The 18,690-nt window shown below is 71.0% G+C and carries 15 protein-coding genes and 3 pseudogenes; 6 read left to right on the top strand and 12 right to left on the bottom strand.

The features are described 5' to 3' along the window. Nucleotide 1 precedes the first annotated feature (1 nt). The gene (locus BFN33_RS10765; RefSeq protein ID WP_088245304.1) at nucleotides 2–1,969 is read right to left on the bottom strand and encodes a ricin-type beta-trefoil lectin domain protein; all 1,968 of its coding nucleotides are present in this window, start codon (nucleotides 1,967–1,969) and stop codon (nucleotides 2–4) included. Nucleotides 1,970–2,170: 201 nt separating this feature from the next. Here BFN33_RS10765 and BFN33_RS10760 point away from each other — a divergent pair, with 201 nt between their 5' ends. Continuing rightward, nucleotides 2,171–3,400 (top strand): glycosyltransferase, encoded by a 1,230-nt coding sequence (locus BFN33_RS10760; RefSeq protein ID WP_069760214.1) that lies wholly within the window; start codon nucleotides 2,171–2,173, stop codon nucleotides 3,398–3,400. Between the two features lie 38 nt (nucleotides 3,401–3,438). On the opposite strand, the gene BFN33_RS10755 is transcribed toward BFN33_RS10760, so the two are convergent. Beyond that, nucleotides 3,439–4,101: a TetR/AcrR family transcriptional regulator gene (locus BFN33_RS10755; RefSeq protein ID WP_069759731.1), complete on the bottom strand. Its 663-nt coding sequence runs from the start codon at nucleotides 4,099–4,101 to the stop codon at nucleotides 3,439–3,441. Between the two features lie 183 nt (nucleotides 4,102–4,284). On the opposite strand from BFN33_RS10755, the gene BFN33_RS10750 reads away from it, so the two are divergent. Beyond that, nucleotides 4,285–5,529, top strand: coding sequence for a YncE family protein (locus BFN33_RS10750; protein ID WP_069759730.1), 1,245 nt, complete (start codon nucleotides 4,285–4,287; stop codon nucleotides 5,527–5,529). Between the two features lie 80 nt (nucleotides 5,530–5,609). On the opposite strand, the gene BFN33_RS10745 is transcribed toward BFN33_RS10750, so the two are convergent. From BFN33_RS10745 to BFN33_RS10735, 3 genes and pseudogenes are all read right to left on the bottom strand, one after another. Further along, complete coding sequence (locus tag BFN33_RS10745; protein ID WP_069759729.1) at nucleotides 5,610–7,466, bottom strand: cellulase family glycosylhydrolase; 1,857 nt, start codon at nucleotides 7,464–7,466, stop codon at nucleotides 5,610–5,612. Nucleotides 7,467–7,543: 77 nt separating this feature from the next. Then, a pseudogene (locus BFN33_RS10740) lies at nucleotides 7,544–7,930 on the bottom strand (GTP-binding protein); the annotation flags it as partial. Continuing rightward, nucleotides 7,921–8,826 carry an aminoglycoside phosphotransferase family protein gene (locus tag BFN33_RS10735; RefSeq protein WP_069759727.1) on the bottom strand — a complete coding sequence of 302 codons (906 nt, stop codon included), beginning with the start codon at nucleotides 8,824–8,826 and terminating at the stop codon, nucleotides 7,921–7,923. The pseudogene BFN33_RS10740 and the gene BFN33_RS10735, both read right to left, overlap by 10 nt. Nucleotides 8,827–8,843: 17 nt before the next feature. Between BFN33_RS10735 and BFN33_RS55460 the strand changes: the two genes are divergently transcribed. From BFN33_RS55460 to BFN33_RS54230, 3 genes are read left to right on the top strand one after another with little or no spacing between them, the layout of a single operon-like run. Further along, on the top strand, nucleotides 8,844–9,143 hold the full coding sequence (locus BFN33_RS55460; RefSeq protein WP_370743273.1) for a VWA domain-containing protein: 300 nt from the start codon (nucleotides 8,844–8,846) through the stop codon (nucleotides 9,141–9,143). A gap of 12 nt (nucleotides 9,144–9,155) precedes the next feature. After that, nucleotides 9,156–10,256 carry an XdhC/CoxI family protein gene (locus tag BFN33_RS10730; protein ID WP_069759726.1) on the top strand — a complete coding sequence of 367 codons (1,101 nt, stop codon included), beginning with the start codon at nucleotides 9,156–9,158 and terminating at the stop codon, nucleotides 10,254–10,256. 19 nt (nucleotides 10,257–10,275) lie between these two features. Then, entirely contained in the window at nucleotides 10,276–10,503 is a 228-nt protein-coding gene (locus BFN33_RS54230) for an SRPBCC domain-containing protein (protein WP_069759725.1), read from the top strand. Nucleotides 10,504–11,099: 596 nt separating this feature from the next. Here the strand turns inward: BFN33_RS54230 and BFN33_RS10720 are convergent. The 3 genes and pseudogenes from BFN33_RS10720 to BFN33_RS10710 form a co-directional block, all read right to left on the bottom strand. Beyond that, nucleotides 11,100–12,527, bottom strand: a complete 1,428-nt coding sequence (locus BFN33_RS10720; protein WP_256122714.1) for an MFS transporter — start codon at nucleotides 12,525–12,527, stop codon at nucleotides 11,100–11,102. 48 nt (nucleotides 12,528–12,575) lie between these two features. Beyond that, the gene (locus BFN33_RS10715; protein ID WP_069759723.1) at nucleotides 12,576–13,088 is read right to left on the bottom strand and encodes a metallophosphoesterase; all 513 of its coding nucleotides are present in this window, start codon (nucleotides 13,086–13,088) and stop codon (nucleotides 12,576–12,578) included. 9 nt (nucleotides 13,089–13,097) lie between these two features. After that, nucleotides 13,098–13,909, bottom strand: a pseudogene (locus BFN33_RS10710) (SAM-dependent methyltransferase). A gap of 185 nt (nucleotides 13,910–14,094) precedes the next feature. Between BFN33_RS10710 and BFN33_RS10705 the strand changes: the two are divergent. Further along, nucleotides 14,095–16,044 carry a glycosyltransferase family 2 protein gene (locus BFN33_RS10705; RefSeq protein ID WP_069759722.1) on the top strand — a complete coding sequence of 650 codons (1,950 nt, stop codon included), beginning with the start codon at nucleotides 14,095–14,097 and terminating at the stop codon, nucleotides 16,042–16,044. 53 nt (nucleotides 16,045–16,097) lie between these two features. Here the strand turns inward: BFN33_RS10705 and BFN33_RS10700 are convergent, their stop codons facing one another. The 4 genes and pseudogenes from BFN33_RS10700 to BFN33_RS10690 all read right to left on the bottom strand — a co-directional run bounded on the left by BFN33_RS10700 (nucleotide 16,098) and on the right by BFN33_RS10690 (nucleotide 18,645). Continuing rightward, the gene (locus tag BFN33_RS10700) at nucleotides 16,098–16,901 is read right to left on the bottom strand and encodes a methyltransferase type 11 (protein WP_069759721.1); all 804 of its coding nucleotides are present in this window, start codon (nucleotides 16,899–16,901) and stop codon (nucleotides 16,098–16,100) included. A gap of 538 nt (nucleotides 16,902–17,439) precedes the next feature. Continuing rightward, nucleotides 17,440–17,814: pseudogene (locus tag BFN33_RS10695) on the bottom strand (sugar phosphate nucleotidyltransferase); the annotation flags it as partial. A gap of 77 nt (nucleotides 17,815–17,891) precedes the next feature. After that, a complete protein-coding gene (locus BFN33_RS53110) occupies nucleotides 17,892–18,068 on the bottom strand; it encodes a hypothetical protein (RefSeq protein ID WP_088245303.1) in 177 nt (58 codons plus the stop codon). 157 nt (nucleotides 18,069–18,225) lie between these two features. Then, nucleotides 18,226–18,645, bottom strand: coding sequence for a CBS domain-containing protein (locus tag BFN33_RS10690; RefSeq protein WP_069759719.1), 420 nt, complete (start codon nucleotides 18,643–18,645; stop codon nucleotides 18,226–18,228). Nucleotides 18,646–18,690: the final 45 nt, after the last annotated feature.

Genomic DNA, 18,690 nt, shown 5'->3' with positions numbered 1-18,690 from the left:
ATCAGTTCAGCGTCCACTTCTGGTTGGCCTGGCCGCCGCACGACCACAGGACCGTCTGGGTGCCGTTGGCCGTGCCCGCACCGTAGGCGTCCAGGCAGAGACCGGCGTTGACGTTGGTGATCGTGCCGTCGCTGTTCACGTTCCACTTCTGGTTGTTCTGGCCGTTGCAGTCCCAGATCACGACCTTGGTGCCGTTGGTCGTGCCGAGGTTGTAGGCGTCCAGACACTTGTTGCCGTACACCACGAGTTCCTTGCGCGAGGTGTACGTCCACTGCTGGTTCTGGCCGCCGTTGCAGTCCCACAGCTCGGCCTGGGTGCCGTTGGTGATCGTGTTGTCGTAGATGTCCAGGCAGCGGCCGGACTGGGTGCCGACGGCGAGGGTGCTGTTCGTGCCGGGCAGCGGGCGGACCGTGATGTCGGCCAGGGTGGGTGCGCCGGTGAAGGTCAGCGTGTTCGAGGAGCCCTTGGACAGGCCGACCTGGACCGAGACACTGCCCTGGGAGGAGCCGGTGGGCGGGAAGGAGACCGTGGTCGCGCCCTGGCCGTTGACCTTGAGGGTCGCGGTGCGGGCCGCCGAGGTGTTGTTGGTGTAGGCGACGTCGACGGTCTTGATCCCGGTGTTTCCGGCGACCACGCCGGTGAAGCTCGAGGCGCCTGTGTACGTGCTGCTCGCCGCCTCGGTGCCGCCGGTGACCGTGAGCATCACCGAACCGCCCGCCGGGACACTCGTGGTGTAACCCGTGCCGTACGAGCCGACGTCGGAGCGCGCCCACAGGTCACGAACGGTCGCGTTGGCGTTGGTCAGACCGAGGTCGGACCAGCGGACGGTGATGTTCTGGGCGGAGGAGGTGCGGTTGAGGAGGACGACGGCACGGTTTCCGGTGCCGGCCAGGACCTTGCCGTAGACCTGAAGCCCTGTGGTGTCCTCGGCGACCTTGACGCCCTGGAGGCCACGTGGGTCCTGGTCGACGCCGATGACCTCGGGGTTCTTGAGGATGTTCGCGGTCTCGGTGGTCATGGTGGCCAGGTTGTTGCCGGCCAGGAGCGGGGCTCCGGAGACGGCCCACAGGTTCATGTGGGTGCGGTTCTGTGCGGCGCTGAAGCCGTCCATGCCGACCATCAGCATGTCTGGGTCGTTGTAGTAGCCGGTGTGCTGGGCGGTGGGGTGCAGGTTCCGGTCGAAGTTGGTCAGCAGGTTCGTCATCGACGGCTTGTTGCCGTAGAGGATGATGTCGTCGTTGGTCCGCCACATCGCGCCCTGTCCCGGGGCCCAGTTCCACGGGTTCTGCCTGCCCCAGTTGCACAGCGAGAGGGTCATCGGACGGCCCGTGGTGGCGGTGGCCCGGGTGATCGCGTCGCTGATCGACTGGTACGTCGTCTTCGCGTCGAGTCCCTCCGCGTCACCACCGCACCAGTCGACCTTCACGAAGTCGAAGCCCCACTGGGAGAACTGGAGCATGTCCTGGTCGTAGTGGCCCTCGCTGCCGGAGCCGGGGGCGGCGGGGCGGCCCGTCGGGTAGTAGTAGCCGCAGCCGTCCTTGCCCGCGTCGGTGTAGATGCCCGCCTTGAGGCCCTTGCCGTGGATGTAGTCGGCGATGGCCTTCATGCCGCCGGGCCACTCGGACTCGTCGACGGTGATGTTCCCGCCGCTGTCGCGAGTGCCCTGCCACCAGCCCTCGTCGATGTTGACGTACTTGTATCCCGCCGCCGGAAGACCGGACGCGACGAACGCGTCGACCTGCGCCTTGATCACGGAGTAGTCGATCTTCGCGGCGAAGCTGTTCCAGGAGGCCCAGCCCATCGGCGCCGCAGGGACCGCTGTCTGCCGGGTGGTCGCGGCCTGTGCGGGGGCCGGCTGGGCGAAGAGCAGCGCGGCGGTGGCGGTGAGGGCGAGGACGAGAGCGCGGACGGCGGCGGCTCTGCAACGTCCTGCGAGACCTCTGGGGGTCTTTCGCGGCGGGGGGTACATGCGGCTCCTTCTGGCGGGGGCACCGAGCTGGTCGAGATATCGAACAAGGATCGGCTATTCGAACACCATGCGCGCCGAAGCTAGAGTCCCCCGAGGGTGAAGTCAACGGCTGTGACAGGAGTGAACTGGCCGGTGTGCACGGGTCGTTCGCGCGGGACGGCAGCCCCCGGCGCCATACTGTCCGTCGTGCGGGTAGCGATCATGACAGCGGGCTCCCGGGGCGATGTGGCCCCGTTCACCGGCCTGGGGCACGGCCTGGCGCGGGCCGGACACGAGGTCACCCTGGTGACCCACGGCCGCTTCGAACCGCTGGCGGCGCGGGCCGGGATCGGCTTCCACGCCCTGCCGGTCGATCCTCGGGCGGAGCTGGAGTCCTCGCGCGGACGGGCGCTGCACCGCAGTACGACCGGTGCGGGCAAGCTGGCGCGCGTGGTCGCGATGGCGCGGGCGCTGGCGGTGGAGATGGCCGACGACCTGGTGGCCGCAGCCCGGGTGAGTGACGCGCTCCTGCTCTCCGGATCGGTGGCCCCGCTGGGCCACGCCATCGCCGCGGGCCTGAGACTGCCCAGCCTGGGTCTCAACCTCCAACCCCTCGCGGCCACCCGGGAGTTCGCACCACCCATGCTGGGCGTCGGCTCCTGGGGCGCCCTCGCCAACCGGATGGCCGGAGTGGGCCTGAACCTTGCGGTGGAACAGGTCTTCGCCGCGGCCCTCCCACCGGTCCGGGCCCGGCTGGGCCTGCCTCCCATGGGCACGGCCGCGGCACTCCGCGCCCGTGAACGGCAGGGCTGGCCGGTGCTGCACGGATTCAGCCCGCGCGTGGTCGGCCGGCCTCGCGACTGGCGGTCCGGGCTCGACGTGGCGGGCTACTGGTGGCCGTACGACGGCGACGCGCCGCTCCCCGACGATCTACGGGACTTCATCGAGGCCGGCCCGCCCCCGGCCTTCGTGGGCCTGGGCAGCGCGACCGTGCCCGACCCCGTCCGGGTCAGCACCGAGATCGTGCGCGCCCTGCGCCGGGCCGGACTGCGCGGTGTGATCCAGCGCGGCTGGGCGGGCCTGACGGCGACCGGCGACGACATGATGACCATCGACGAGGTGCCGCACTCCGCGCTCTTCCCGCGGATGGCGGCCGTGGTCCACCACGCGGGTGCGGGCACGACGGCGGCCGGCCTGCGCGCCGGGGTTCCGGCGGTACCGGTACCGATCCAGTTCGACGAGAGCTTCTGGGCGGCAAGGCTGGTCGCGCTGGGCGTGGCCCCGTGCGCCCTGCCGTTGCGGCGTCTGACCGCCGACGCGCTGGGGGCGGCACTCGTCCGGGCGACGCGGGACACCGGATGTCGGGAGACGGCACGGACGCTGGGCGCGCACATCCGTGCGGAGGACGGCACTGCCCCCGTGGTGGAGGCGGTGAACCGGCTGGGAGGCTGACGACCGCGCGCCTGCGGAGGCGCGTCGCGGCTCCGCTCTCACCCTTGAGCGGGCTCCCACCCGGGCGGCTGCAGAATCCCCAGCAGCTGCCGCACCAGCTCCTCCACGACCTCGTCCAGGGTCGCGTCGACCCACCCCGCACTCCAGTCGTGCAGCAGCCCGTTCACACTGCCGATGAACCCGGTCGCCGCGAGCCGGTAGTCCCGCAGCGCCGCCTCCCCCCTGACCACGGCCCGGTTCGCCTCGGCGCACACCAGATCGACCCAGAGCGCCCGACGGGCCAGCCGCTGCTCCTCCAACCGGGCGCTGACGCCGATGATCTCCACGAACGTGATCCGCACGCGCCTCGGATCCGAGGTGACGTTCGCCGCGTAGGCGCGGAAGATCGCTGCCGCGCGCTCCGCGAGCGGCAGCCGGTCCGCGTCGGCCACCGCGGTCAGCACGGCGGCCGTCGCCCAGTCGTTGACCTCGAGGTGCAGCTCGGCCAGGACGTCCTCGAGGGTGCGGAACTCCTCGTAGAACTGGCGGGTGGAAAGGCCCGCGGCCTCGCTGAGGGCCGCGACGGTCGTGGCGCGGTAGCCGGGGGTGTCCCCGAAGAGCTGGAGTGCCGCGTCCAGGAAGCGGCGGCGCCGCTCGGCCTGCCGCTCCTCGGCTGTCTTGCCGCCGTAGCGACCGGTCGGGGCCTTGAGCCTGCCCGTCACCGCACCTCCCACTCGGGCCGGAGCGTCCGGCCTTCCGTATGAGCGCCAATTTTGTCGTGTACGCAGTCTTGTGGAGAAGGGCCCCCCTTCCTTACTTTGCAGTAAGTTAAATCTGAAAGCACGCATCTTCAGTTTTGCCACCTTGGCATGCCCCCGTCACGAGCCGCCCGAGGGAGACCCGTCATGCCTGTTCCGAGAACCAGACACCTGTGGGCCATGGCCGCCGCCGTCGTCCTGACCGTCACCGCCCCCGCGACCACCGCCTCCGCCGCGGACACCGCCGCCCTGCGCGAGGTGCTGTTCGTGGCCAACAACTGGGACGGCACGGCCGACGTCATCAAGTCCTCCGGCGACCTGGCGAAGATCGGCCGGATCAACGTCATCCCCGACAAGGACGCCCGGATGGCGGCGATCAACGCCGATCCGATCAAGTGGATCTACTTCATGGCGATCCGCAACAGCGTCGGCGAAGGCCACGACCAGTTCGCCGACGACATGTACTCCACGCCGGACGGCAAGTCGGTGGTCGTCTCGCGGCCGAGCTTCGCGGACGTCGTGTCGATCGACGTGGCCACCGGGAACGTCAACTGGCGCTTCCCGGTGTCGGGTTACCGCGCGGACCACATGGCGGTCTCCCCCGACGGCACCCGGGTCGCGGTGTCGGCCTCCACCGCGAACACCGTGCACGTGCTGAACATCAATACGGGCAAGCAACTCGGTTCCTTCGCCACCGGTGACAAGCCGCACGAGAACATCTTCACCAAGGACGGCAAGTACATCTGGAACATGGCGATCGGTGACGTGAACACCGACTCCGACGCGCCCTGGCTGGACTGGACGAAGGGCGACCGGCACATCACGGTGGTGGACGCGACCACCTACAAGCAGGTCAAGACGATCGACATGCGGGACAAGCTGAACGCGATCGGCCTCACGGACTACTCCGACGCCGTCCGGCCCGCCGTGTTCTCGCCGGACGAGTCCAAGCTGTACTTCCAGGTGTCGTTCTTCAACGGCTTCTTCGAGTACGACGTCGCCACCGACAAGATCACCCGTACGAAGACCCTGCCGAAGAACCCCGCGACCAGCGACGACCGCACCACCATGGTCAACGACTCGCGCCACCACGGGATCTCGATGAGCCCGGACGGCAGCAAGCTGTGCGTGGCGGGCACGATGGACGACTACGCGACCGTCGTGAACCGCACCACCCTCCAGGAGGGCCCGCTCGTCCCCGCCTCGAAGCCCTACTGGGCCACCGTCAGCGGCGACGGCAAGAGCTGTGTCGTCTCGGAGAGCGGTGCCGACCAGGTCACCGCGATCGACTTCGCGACCGGGCAGAAGACGGTGTCGGTGCCGGTGGGCGACCATCCGCAGCGAGTGCGCCTCGGGCATGTGGCCGCCGACTGGACGAGTCCCGCCTCCTAGCCGGAACGCGACCCGCGCGGTCCTGACGGATGATGCAGCCGGCCCGGCCTCCACCTGGAGGCCGGGCCGGCTGCGTGGGGTCAGAACTTCTGCGCCACCCAGGCCGAGAGCTCCGACTTGGCCGCGCTCAGCAGCGACGCGGAGGGCGCGGTCGTCCCGTTCGTCACCAGCGCGTAGTGCAGGACACCGGAGTCCGAGTCGGTGAGCAGCAGCCGTCGGCTCCCCGTGCCGCCCGGCTCGGGGGCCGCCCCGACCGGGGTCGACGAGCTGTACGCCGGAGGGCCGTGGACCGTGCCCAGGTCGGAGACCACCGTGGTCACCGGGTTCGGGAAGGACGCGGGCAGGTGGAGTTCGGTGGGGGCGGAGCCGCTTCCCGAGCGCCACACCAGCACCGAGTACTGGCCGGAGCCGACCAGCGACGAGACGTTCGGCAGGCTGCTCGGCACCGGGTTCCACGTCAGGGTCGTGGAGCCGTCGCGTGAGCGGTCCTCGTAGGTGAAGGCGAGGGTCGTCCCCGCGGTGGCACTCGGGTAGATCCGGTCGAGGAGCCGGGCGTCCTGGCGGAGCACCGCCGTGCCCGAGTCGTCGAGTTTCACGGCCGACAGGTCCTCGTCGTTCCAGGCGTCGCCCGAGGTGAGGACCTTGTCGGGGTTGTCGTTCATCAACTCGTGGTGGCGGCCGTTGTAGATGTCCCACTGCCATTGGGTGCCGGAGAGGACCGGCCCCGAACCGGTGGGCGCGGACCACCAGTTGGCGCCCTTCACCCGGGAGTCCAGGGCCTGGTACATGGCCTTGAGGACGGTCGGCGCCTTGCCCGCGGTCGAGCCGTTCAGCGGGTGCCCGAACTCGCTGACCACGGCCGTCGTCCCGGCGGCCGCCGCACGGTCGCGTACCGTGCCGAAGTCGGTGACGTACTGGCCGTCGGAGGCGTTGCCCCACATCAGGATGCCGGAGATGGCCTTCTGGTCGTAGAAGTGGGTGTTGAAGACATACCGGGAGCCGAGCGTGCCCGCGTCGAGAAGGCCGCCCTCCTCCTTGCTCACGTTGCCGTTCCAGAACAGGTTCGGCTCGACCATGGCGGGCTTGTCCGTCCAGCCCGCCGCGTCCATCCGGGCCCGGAACTTCACGTAGAAGGGCCAGAGCAGGTCACGTTCCCAGGTGCGGCTGTTCTGGCCGGAGTCGTACGTACCCGCGTAGGGCTCGTTGTAGGGGTCGAAGCCGACCACGCCGGCGAACTCCTCGGTTTCGAGGTTCGCCTTGAGGTACGCCATGGTCTTCTGGGCGGTGGCCAGGAAGGAGTCCTGGAGGCCGTACTTGTTGTGCCAGAAGTCGTACTGGGCGGCCTTGACCGCGCCGTTCTGGGTGATGTTCTGGCCCCACAGCAGGCAGATGCCGCAGGACTCGGCGGGGTAGTTGCCGAGCGCCACGGCCCACGCGGGGGCGCCGTCGCCGGTGTACCAACTGCCCGAGTTGAACAGCCAGCGGGAGTACAGGTCCTGGTGGAAGTCGGGGTAGACCCGGATTCCCGCGTCGAGGAACGCGCGCATCTGTGCGGTGGCGTTCGCCAGATACGTGGTGTCGACCTGGCCCTTCACCGGTTCCGCGTAGGCCCAGGACAGCAGGAAGCGCACGGAGTTGCCGCCGCCGAGGGCTCTCAGCGCGGTCGCCGACTTCCTGGCGTCGGCGACCGATGCGAAGGGCAGGCCCTTGTTCTCGGCGAGCTTGGTCTCGCCGGAGACGTTGTAGCCACGCAGCACGACCTCGCGGCCGTTGCCGTCGACGAACCGTCCGTTCTGGACGGTCAGGGGGGTGTCGTCGAAGGAGAGGGAGTCGGTGAGGGCGTCGGCGGGGGCGGGTCGGGCGCCCGCGAACGTCAGGAATCCGCAGAGGACAACCAGAACAACGAGCAGACGTGCGCGTTTATTCGGCATGTCCATTACAGTCCGACCATTTCGGTACAACGTCAACACCATCTGACTGATGAGTAAGTTTCACTTTCGTCGCATCTGACGCCTCATCCGTCGCCCCGACGCGTCACGTTCAACAGATACTCCTTCCGGTTGAGGGGATTGTGATCACTGCGTGGGCGCCGCGGAACGGTTCCGTGGGAGACCGGCGCGTAGTGGGCGGAGCCGCTCTCCAACTCCCCCTCGCCACGGGCGAGTCCGGGCAGCCGCTGCTCCAGTGCGTGCACCCGGGCGGCCGGCACCACACCCTCCAGGACGCAGCGGTCGCCGCGCGTCTCGGTGGTGTGCGGTACGGCCCGCAGCGCGGCCGGCACCGGCAGCAGGGCCCCGAGGGTGCCGGCCGGGGCCTCGACGCGGAGCCGGTGCGTCGGTCCGTACACCTGGGTGCCCGCCCGGCGCAGCGCCTCGACGAGGACCAGCGGGGTCAGCCAGCGGCGTCAGTGAGGATTGCCCGCAGTCGTGCTCGGCACTCGGCGACGAAGGCGGGGAAGGTGCGCCAGTAGTAGGAGATGCCGCTGACGCCCACCGCGATGGCCCAGGCGCGGGCGCGGGTCCAGGTCACATCGTCGAGGTTCAGGGTGTCCCAGTAGGCCTGTCGTGCTTGTGGCGGCAGGTCCCAGAGAGTGGCGTGCTCGGCGTCGGGAAAGCCGACAGAGAGTCCTCCGAAGTCGATGACTGCGTGGAGCTTGCCTTCCCGGACCAAGAGGTTGGTCGGTTTGAGGTCGCCGTGGAGCCATACGTGAGGGCCGGAGGGCTCGGGCAGTGTGAGCGCGGCTCGCCACAACTGTTCCAGGGAGTCCACGTCGATCTCAGAACCCACAGTCGTTCGGCAATCGTCGAGACACCTGGCGACCCACCGGTCGCACGGCCCCAAGCTGCCTCCGCGGTACCAGCTGAGGCCATCTGCGCGAGTCGCACCCATCAGGTCGATGCCGTGGAGTTCCCTCACGACCGCCGCCAGGTCGGCTCCGAAGGCGGCCCAGTCCTGGACGGTGGCGGGGCCGGCTTCCTCACCGTCGATCCATCGGTGGACCGACCAGACCAGCGGGAAGTCGTGGGTGGGCGTCCCGGCGTGGACGGGCTCGGGAATGGGACACGCAAGGAAGGGCGCCAGGCGAGGAAGCCATTCCTGCTCCTTTCGCACGGACTGTCCGTTGTCGGCGGTTCGTGGAAGTCGCACGAGCAGGTCATCGCCCAGCCGATACATCGTGTTGTCCGTGCCCGCGCCCGCTGGCGACAGTGGCAGGTCGGCCCACTCCGGGCGCTGTGCCTTCAGTAGTGACCGTACCAGCGTCTCGTCGACCGGAATCTCATCCTCGTGAAGCGTCACGTCGGAAATCTCACCGCATGGGGGAACGGGAAGCCAGTGACTTTCTGCATGAGGCAGGTTCGCCGACCAGGACGCGGGACCGGCCCAGGCCCGGATCCCGGTCTGGCGATGGCCGCCCTGGCGCGGTGGGTACCCGGCTCGGTGGGGCGGTCGTGGTGGTGCTGTCGGGCGGCTGGGAGCGTGGCGATCCGGAGCTGCTCGCGGCGCGGATGCGACGCTTGCACCGGCTGGCGCACCGGGTGATCTGGGCCAATCGGCGCCAGGGGCGCCCCGGTTACGCGCCCTGGCCGCGCCGGAGCGTCTGGCGGCGGTGGTGAAAGGAGCCGACGATGCGTGACATCCTCCCGGTGCTGAACGGCTGGTACACGGCAGGGGTGCCGTTCGGACTGGCGACGGTGGTCTCGACGAGCCGCAGCGCGCCGCGCGATCCGGGCGCGGCCATGGCCGTGGGTCCGGACGACGAGGTCGTCGGCAGTGTGTCCGGCGGCTGTGTCGAGGGGGCCGTGTTCGAGCTGGCCCAGGAGGTCGTGGCGAGCGGCGAGGCCCGTCTGGAGACCTTCGGGTACAGCGATGAGGACGCGTTCGCGGTGGGGCTCACCTGCGGCGGGGAGATCACGCTTCTCGTACGTCCCGTGACGGCCGCCCACGATCCCGCGTTCGGTGAGATCGCGGAGTCGGTCGCGGCGGCCCGCCCGGTGACCGTGGCGACGGTGACCGACGGCCCCGCACCGCGCGGTGCCACGCTTGCCGTGTGGCCGGACCGGGTCGCGGGGGCCCTCGGCAGTACCGGCCTTGACGTGGCGGTCACCGCCGACGCGCGCGGCGAACTCGCCCTGGGAGCAACGGGATTGAGGCACTACGGCCCGCACGGCGAGCGGCGCGAGGACGCGGTCACCGTCTTCCTGCACTCCTTCGCCCCGCCACCTCGCATGCTGGTCTTCGGCGCGATCGACTACGCGGCCGCGGTCGCCCGGATCGGCGCCTTCCTCGGCTACCGGGTCACGGTCTGCGACGCCCGCCCGGTCTTCGCCACGCCGAAGCGCTTCCCTGAGGGCGTGGAGGTCGTCGTGGACTGGCCGCACCGCTACCTCGGCGGCACCGACACCGACGAACGCACCGTGATCTGCGTCCTGACCCACGACCCGAAGTTCGACGTGCCGCTGCTGGAGGAGGCGCTGCGCCTGCCCGCGGCGTACATCGGGGCGATGGGCAGCCGGCGCACTCACGACGACCGGATGAAGCGGCTGACCGAATCGGGGCTGACCGGGGCCGAGTTGGCGCGGCTGCGTTCGCCGGTCGGCCTCGACCTCGGTGCCCGTACACCGGAGGAGGTCGCCGTGTCCGTGGCCGCCGAGATCGTCGCGCTGCGCTGGGGCGGCAGCGGTGCCCCGCTGACGGCGACGGCGGGGGCGATCCATCCGTCTTCGTGAAGCCTGCACGGAGGAAGCCATGGCACTGCACTACGAGTTCACCGTGCCGGTCCCGGTCGACGAGGCCTGGCGGGCGCTCCTCGACATCGAGCGGGTCGCGCCCTGTGTGCCCGGGGCGAGTGTCGAGAACTACGACGGCAAGACCGTGACCGGCTCCGTGAAGGTCGAGGCCGGACCGATCACGGTGGCGTACCGGGGACCGCCGTCTTCGAGGAGCAGGACAAGTCCGCGCACCGCATGGTGCTGATCGCGAGCGGCCGGGAGACCCGCGGCCAGGGGTCCCGCACGGGCCGCTGTGACCGGCACGCTCACCGGGCAGGACGGCGCTACGGCTGTGTCGGTGCGGACGGATCCGGCGGTGACCGGGCGGCCGGCGCAGTTCGGACGGGGTGTGCCGGCGGAGGTCGGACCGGGTGTGCCGGCGGAGGTCGGCGACTGGCTGATCGGCCGGTTCGCCCGGTGCCTGGCGGATCGGCTGGGCGAGGCGGAGACAAGGCCGGGGCGGACGGACGAGCAGGAGACTGCTGAGGACTGCTGCGGAGCCGTTCCGACCCGCCCAGGAGCCCGACGACGAGGCGCTCGATCTGCTGCGCACGATCGGCGTACCGGTGGCCAAGCGGGCCGCGCCCGGCACTGGTGGCGGTCGCCGTCGGGTGGTCGCGACCACCCGGATACGGCGAATGTGGACTCGACGGGTGTGAGCCGCACTCAGAGGGGTAGGCGGCGGGCAGCGGGAGAGGGCGTCCGAAACCCTCGCCCCACCTCCGATCGGGAAGGAGGTCCGTGAGAACGCACACTCGCAGCGTCCGGGCCGTTCCCCTGCATTCGGAGCGGCCCGGACCGTCATGAGTGCCGGTGTGTCGGCGTCAGCGCTCCCGGCAGCAGAGTCAGCGCCAGCGCCGCGGCGGCCGTGTAGAGGCCGGCCGAGCCGAGCGCGACGGCATGGAAACCCCGCAGGAAACGCGCCTGGTCGCCGGGCTGTCCCGCGACGGCGCCCGCCACCGCGATGCCGATCGCGCCGCCCGTCTGCCGTGCGGTGTTGTTGACCGCGGAGGCGAGGCCCGAGCGCTCGGCGGGGACCGTGGCGATGGCCGCCGCGACGACCGCGGGGGTCAGCAGCCCGCAGCCGATCCCCCACAGCAGGAACGCCGGCAGCAGATCGGCGTACCCCGGGTGGGCCCCGGAGCGGGCCAGCAGCGCGAGCCCGGACGCGGCGACCAGCAGCCCTGCCGCCGCGGGCAGCCGCGGACCGAACCGGCTGGTGACCCGCCCGCCGACGGGCGCCATGACCGCGAGCGGGGCGAACAAGGGGAGGACGGTCAGGCCGGCGAGCAGGGCCGAGCGGTGCTGCACCGACTGGAGGAACAGCATCAGCACGAACAGCGTGCCGAGGGTGCACAGGTTCATGATCCCCGCGGTCGTGTTGGCCACGGCGAAGGCAGGACGCCGCAGCAGCGCGGGCGGCAGCATCGCGTCGTCGCCGCGCCGCAGTTCCGCCGTGGCCAGTACCGCCAGGGCCGCCACGCCCACGGCGGCCGCCCTGAGTACCTCCGGTGAGCCGGCGCCGGAGCGTCCGCCCTCGATGAAGGCGTAGGTCGTGGCGAGCAGCAGCACCCCGCCGGACAGCATCCCGGGCAGGTCGAGGGGCCTGGCCCGGTCCTCCCTGCTCTCGCGGACGACCGCCGTGGACCACAGCAGGGCGAGCGCCACGACCGGCACGTTGATCAGGAAGACGGCCCTCCAGCCGAGGCCGTCGACGAGGGCACCGCCCACGAGGGGTCCGGCGGGCAGGGCGAGACTCCCGATGCCCGCCCACACGCCGATCGCCCTGGCCCGGGCCGCGTCGTCGGGGAAGGCCCGGCCGATGATGGCGAGCGTGCCCGGCAGCAGCAGGGCGGCGCCCACGCCCTGGACCACCCGGGCGGCCACGAGCACCCCGACGCTCTGGGCGAGACCGCAGGCCAGGGAACCGGCGCCGAAGACGCCGAGGCCGGTCAGCACGACCCGCTTGTGGCCGTACCGGTCCCCGGCCGCGCCGCTGGTCAGCATGAGGGAGGCGAGCGCCAGCGCGTATCCGTCGACGACCCACTGCAGCCCCCCGACGTCGGTGCCGAGGCCCGAGCCGATGGCCGGCAGGGCGACGTTGACGACGGTGACGTCGAGCAGCACCAGGAAGTATCCGGCGCACATCACGACAAGGACGGTGCGCGGCGACCCGGAGTTCCCGGGACGCACCGCGCGTCTGAGCAGCGTTACCGGTGTAGCGGCCATGTTTCCGTCGTATCAGGCGGCACTGACAGTCCCGGGTGCCCGTGATCCCTAGGGCGAAACGATCCGCGGCGGCAGCCGGTGCAGGGTTACGTCCGTGAGGCGGCCGTCGGCCACGGTCGCCGTCATGTAGGTGCAGTGGGGCTGGCTGCGGCGGTCGGTCGGCGAGCCGGGGTTGAGCAGCCGCAGTCCGCCGGGGGCGGTGGTGTCCCAGGGGATGTGGCTGTGGCCGAAGACCAGGACGTCGGCGTCGGGGTAGCGGGCGGCACAGCGCGCCTCGCGGCCCTGGGCGGCGCCGGTCTCGTGGACGACGGCGAAGCGCAGGCCGCCGAGTTCGGCGTACGCCACCTCGGGCAGCCGGGCGCGCAGGTCGGGGCCGTCGTTGTTGCCGTGGACCGCGACGAGCCGTGCGCTGCGGCTCTCCAGCAGGTCGAGGGTGGCGGTGTCCACCCAGTCACCGGCGTGGAAGACGACGTCGGCGCGCGGGAGCTCGGCGAGCAGCGGGGCCGGGAGCTGCTTGGCGCGCTTGGGCAGGTGGGTGTCGGACATCAGCAGCAGGCGCACGGGATCACCCTAGAGGGGCTTGCGGCCCACCCCGCACCACATGGGCAGCGCGCCGGGCCCGGATTCGGCGTCGGGACGCCACTCGGGCAACTGGACGACGCCGGGGTCGAGGAGTTCGGTGCCGTCGAAGAAGCGGGTGACGTCGGCGTGGCTGCGGGGTGTGGCACCCGCGTGCTCGGCGGCGCGCTCGTTGGAGACGCCCGTGGACGCGGCAACCGCCTCGGCCCCGATGTCGGCGGCCGGGTGGGAGAGCACGAGATGACAGCCGCGGGCGAGGGCGTCGAGGAGGCACCGGGTGATGCCGTGGGGGTCGTCGGCTTCCGGGACGTACTGGAGGACCGCGACCAGCATGAGGCCGACGGGCTGCGACAGATCGAGGGTCTCCTGGGCCGCCGTGAGGATGCGGTCGACCTCGCGCAGGTCCGCCTGGAGACAGTCGGTGGCGCCCTCGGGGGTACTGACTCGGGGGTACTGATCAGCAGCGCGCGGGCGTGGGCGAGGACGATCGGGTCGTTGTCGACGTAGACGACCCGGACACCCGGATCCACCCGCTGAGCGACCTCGTGGGTGTTGTCGGCGGTCGGGATGCCGGTGCCGACGTCGAGGAACTGGCGGATACCCGCCTTCCCGGCCAGTTCGCGCACGGCCCGCCCCAGGAAGGCCCGGTTGGCGCGAACTGCGGGGACGATCCGAGCGTTGGCCGCGGCCTCCTGGTCGGCGAGGTAGTTGTCACGGCCGCCCAGCCAGGCGCTGTGGACGCGAGCGGGGTGGGCCACCGAGGAGTTGACCGCCGCCATCGCGCCCCTCGGGTGCTCGTGCATCGACAACCGCTCCCCTCACCGCCGTCCATCCGCCGAAGCCCACGCCATGCCCCCGCGATCCCGCCCCTGGGTGAACTCGCCAAGACGGCCTGCTGACACGGGACTTACCCGTCGGCGTTAACATCGGCGCACAAAGCGTCGATCCGTGACGCAAGCCACAAGCCACCCAAGGAGTCCGGACACCGATGCCGGTCAAGGTCAGCGTCGTCATCCCCGTCTACAACCCGGGGAACTACATCGAGGACTGCATCGCCTCGCTGCTCAGGCAGTCACTGCCCCCCGACGAGTACGAAGCGATCTTCGTGGACGACGGTTCGACCGACGACACGCCCGCCCGGCTGGACGAGTTGGCCGCCGAGGTCGAGAACGTCAAGGTCATCCACCAGGAGGCCTCGGGCTGGTCGGGCAAGCCGCGCAACGTCGGGATCGCCGCCTCCCAGGGCGAGTTCGTCATGTTCGTCGACAACGACGACTACCTCGGCGACGAGGCCCTGGAGCGCATGTACGACTACGCGGTCGCCAACGGCGCCGACGTGGTCGTGGGCAAGATGGCCGGCAAGGGGCGGGGCGTGCCGGTGGAGCTGTTCCGCCGCAACCACCCCCGTGCCACGGTCGACAACGCCCCCCTGATCGACAGCCTGACACCGCACAAGATGTTCCGGCGGGCCTTCCTCGACCGGATCGGCCTGCGCTTCCCCGAGGGCAGGCGGCGACTGGAGGACCACGTCTTCGTCACGGAGGCGTATCTGCGCGCGGACAACGTCTCCGTGCTCTCCGACTACGTCTGCTACTACCACCTCAAGCGCGACGACGCCTCCAACGCGGGCTTCCAGCGCTTCGACCCGGTGGGCTACTTCCGGAACCTGCGTGAGGCGCTCGACGTCGTCGAGAAGTACACGGAGCCGGGACCGACCCGCGACCGGTTGTTCCGTCGCTGGCTGCGCAACGAGATGGTCGAGCGGATGCGCGGAAAGCGGCTGCTCGCCGCGCCCGAGGACTACCGCGAGCAGCTCTTCACCGAGATCCGCGGGGTGGTCGTCGAGCGCTTCGGCCCCGGTGTCGCGGCCGGCCTCCAGCCCACCCAGCAGGTCGTCGCCGCCCTGATCGCCGACGGCCGGCTCGACGACCTGGTGAAGTTCGCCGAGTGGGAGGCCTCCGTCGCGTCCAAGGTCGAGCCGGACGGCGTCGAGTGGGACAAGGGTGTGCTGCGGGTCGGCCTGTCCGCCGAGCTCGCGTCCCGCGCTACGCCGATGACATTCCCCTCCGAGGGCAGCGCCGCCCCGCTCACCGAGCCGCCGGCCTCCGTCGAGGAAGCCGTGGACTGGGTCGGCGCCCACAGCGTGGCCGGCTTCAAGCGCGCCACGGTCGATCTGCTGCTGCGCGAACGCGCCAGCTCCGCCCAGTACTTCCAGCCGGTGGAGTTCACCCGGGAGAGGGTCCCCGCCGAGGACGGCAGGGTGCGGCTGGTGCTGCGGGGCACCGTGGCCGTGGATCCGGCCACCGCGGCCGACGGCGGCCCGCTCGGTGCCGGGCTGTGGGACGTGTTCGTCCGCGTCAAGCTCGGCGGCTGGACCAAGCAGTCCCGGCTGGGCCCGGTCTCCCTCAAGGGGCGTACGGCCGCGGACGCCGGTGTGGCGGGCGGCCGGGTCGTGCTGCCGTACTGGACGGCGAAGCAGGGCACGCTCGCCCTGGACGTCGACACGGCGGGCGAGCGTCTGGAGCTCGGGCGGGTCACTCCCGGGGAGGTCACGGTCTCCGGCGACCGCGTCGAGGTGCCGGTGCCGTTCCACGTGCCCGGTGACACACCGGTGCTGTTGAGGCTCACCCGTGGCTCCGGTGGCGCGTCGGCGAAGGTGCCCGGCATCCTGCGTCCCCAGGGCTCCGCGGCCCTCCTGGAGGCGGAGCTGCCGGTCGCAGACCTGACCGGAGCGCCCTGGCGGGTCGAGCTGAGCCCGGCGCCCGACGCGCCGGAGCCCCGCTTCCATCCGCTGCCGTTCGCGCTGCGGGCGAAGGCGGGCACGGTCGAGGTCGTGGCCGTGCGCCCGCCCCGGCCCGCCGGCGGAAAGCGCCTGGTCAGCAGGGCGCGGCGGCTGGCCGGGAGGCTGGTCGCCCGGCTGCGGGCACACGGCAGGTAGCAACAGATCCGGGGAGGACGCCGACGCGTCCTCCCCGGTTCACCGCCAGTCGCTCAGCCGGCGTCGCTGAGCTGCTTCAGGCTGGCGCGCAGGTGTTCCCAGCTGCGCTCACGCTTGCTGCCGCGGTTGCGGGCGTTCACCAGGGGCTTCCAGAAGGCCCCCTCGATCAGCGTCTCCGGCTTGATCGCCACCGTCCGCTCCAGGACCGTCTCCGGCACCTTCTGCGGGTCGGGGACCACGTACTCCGCGATGATCTCGTCGTACTTGTCCTTGAGCACCGTGCTGTTCGGGTCCGCGCCGAAGACCACGAGCTGGCCGGTGGGCTCGGTGTCGACCAGGACCGTCACCAGGTCGGGCCGGTAGCGGTTCAGGACCTCGATCACCTTGTAGACGTCACCGGTCCAGGCGTTGGTGTGCCGGTCCCGGGCCGCCTCGTCCACGTTGCGCGGCAGCATGTCGTCGAAGACGATCACGCTGGCCCAGTCCGAGTACTTCTCGACGTTGATGAAGTCGCGGAGCGCGTACTCGAACAGGTGCATGCCGTCGATGAACGACAGGTCGAGCGTGACGTCCTGCCAGTAGCCGAAGGGGCTGCGGTTGCGGACGATGTTGCGCAGCGGGTGACGGCCGCCCTTGAGGTGCTGCAGCGGGTTCTCGCGCGCGAAGAAGTCGTCGCTGGTGGCCTTCGCCAGGTGGACGTCGCAGCGGATCTCCGAGACCACCTTGAACGCCGGGTCGATCGCGATGCTCGGTACCCGGGAGAACGTCAGGCTGCGGCCGTCGTTGACGCCGATCTCCAGGTAGTTGCGGTTCGCGCTGGCTTTGTGGAGCCCCCGCAGGAACTCGTGACGTTTCACTGGGAAATCTCCTTGCGGATGTGTGGCAGTGCTTCGTGCAGGGCGGACCGCCGGTCCCGGCGCTAGGCCGGCGCGGCCCCCGCCCACCGGCCGTACCCGAGGGCACCGATGGCGGGGCGTGGTGCGGGCCCGTCGAGGGCCGCGCTGCTGGTGGGGCCGACCCGGTAGGGGTCGTCCAAGGTGCCGGAACGCTCCCCGCACCCGTCCGTACCGGCTCCCCTGGCCAGAACCGGTTCCGTGGAACATACCTGCTGTGAGCTCCCCATGACAGGACTTCGCGCCCAGGAACATGATCCTGAGGGAAAGGGCTTGCAAAGCGCGGGAAGACGGAAGGGGGCCCTCCGGGCGAGGAACGCGGGGCTCGGGTCGCCGGAGCGCGCGTCGTCGGCGGCGAGAAGGCTCATGAGCGGACCCGCACCTTGCCGCGGTCTCCGCGCACGTCGGTTCCGGAGCCGATGACGGCCGGACCGACGATGCGTGAGTCGGTGAGCCGAGCGCCCTCCTCCAGGACGACGTGCTGGAAGGAGGCGTGGGGGGCCGGTTTCTCCTCCAGACCGACCGCCTGGCCGTCCGGGCCGAATTCGGCAACGCCGAAGGCGCGCGGGCCTGGCACCTGGGTGAGCGGGATCCGGGCGTCGGGGCGGCTGCCGCGGAACTCGTCGACGACGTCGGTGACACCACCGACGTCCAAGTCGTCGCCGAGACGCGTCACGAGGCCGTCGGCGCCGAGCCGGTCCCGCGCGGCGGTGTCGCCGACGGTCATCCCGGCCTGGGTGATCCTCGCGTCGGCGAGGCATTCGAGGCCGTGGGACGGGACGGCCTTGTCGGCGACGGGCACCAGCTGTTCGGCCGAGGCGTGCGTGATCGGCCGCGACCGGGTACCGGCCCCGCCGGACAGCACGAGAGCCTTCATCTGCGTCACCTTAGCCCGGATCCGGAGGAACCGGCCAAGGCCTGGGGGTGACTTGGAGTGTTACGCGGCGTGGACGCTCAGTCCTCGCCGCGGAAGATGTTGCCCTCCCCGGTGCTTGCCGTCGTGGTCGCGGTCCGGTCCTCGATCGCGGGCAGGCAGGTCCGGAGGTCTCCCTTGCCCTGCAGGCGGCGGGTCCTGGACCAGCCCGTCTCGGGCCGGCGTGCGACGGGTTTCTCAACGGTCTGCGAGGTCACGGCGGTTCACCGTCCTTCCATGCTGCCCTCCCGGGTCCCCCCGCAGACGAGGGACAAACGGGCCGGGAGACCCGTCAGCCCCTCGTCGCCGTACACACATTCGCCGGGGACCGGGCGCACCGGGACTTGACGGCGGGGCCGAATCGGCTTGCCCGGCTCAGGTGTTGGGCCGGGCGACGCTGATGTCGCCCAGGGCCGATCCCGGATCGCGTTCCATGGCCGCGTCGCCGAGGGCGACGATGCCGACGGGGTGGCCGTGGTCGACGACCGGGATCCGGCGCACGGCGTGTTCGCGCATGAGCTCGATGGCGTGGTCCAGGTCGTCCTCGGGCGTGACGGTCACCAGATCGTCGCTGCACGCGCCGACCACGGTGGTCTGCTCCGGATCGCCGCCCTCAGCGAGGGAGCGCACCACGAGGTCACGGTCGGTGACCAGGCCGCGCAGTTCGTCGCCGTCGGTGACCAGGACGGCGCCGAGGTCCTGGTCGCGCATGATCCTGGCGACGGCCGTCACGGAGGTCTGCGGTTCCACGGTGACCGGGGCGCTGGTCATGATGTCGCTGACGTGCTGAGTCATGACGTACCTCTCTGCTGCGGGGATGGTGCGCTCCGGGTACCCGTC

This window comes from Streptomyces sp. LUP47B (assembly GCF_001746295.1).
In the GTDB taxonomy this organism is placed as follows: domain Bacteria; phylum Actinomycetota; class Actinomycetes; order Streptomycetales; family Streptomycetaceae; genus Streptomyces.
The sequence above is the reverse complement of the archived record's forward strand: the minus strand, read 5'-3'. Positions and strand labels throughout refer to the sequence as shown.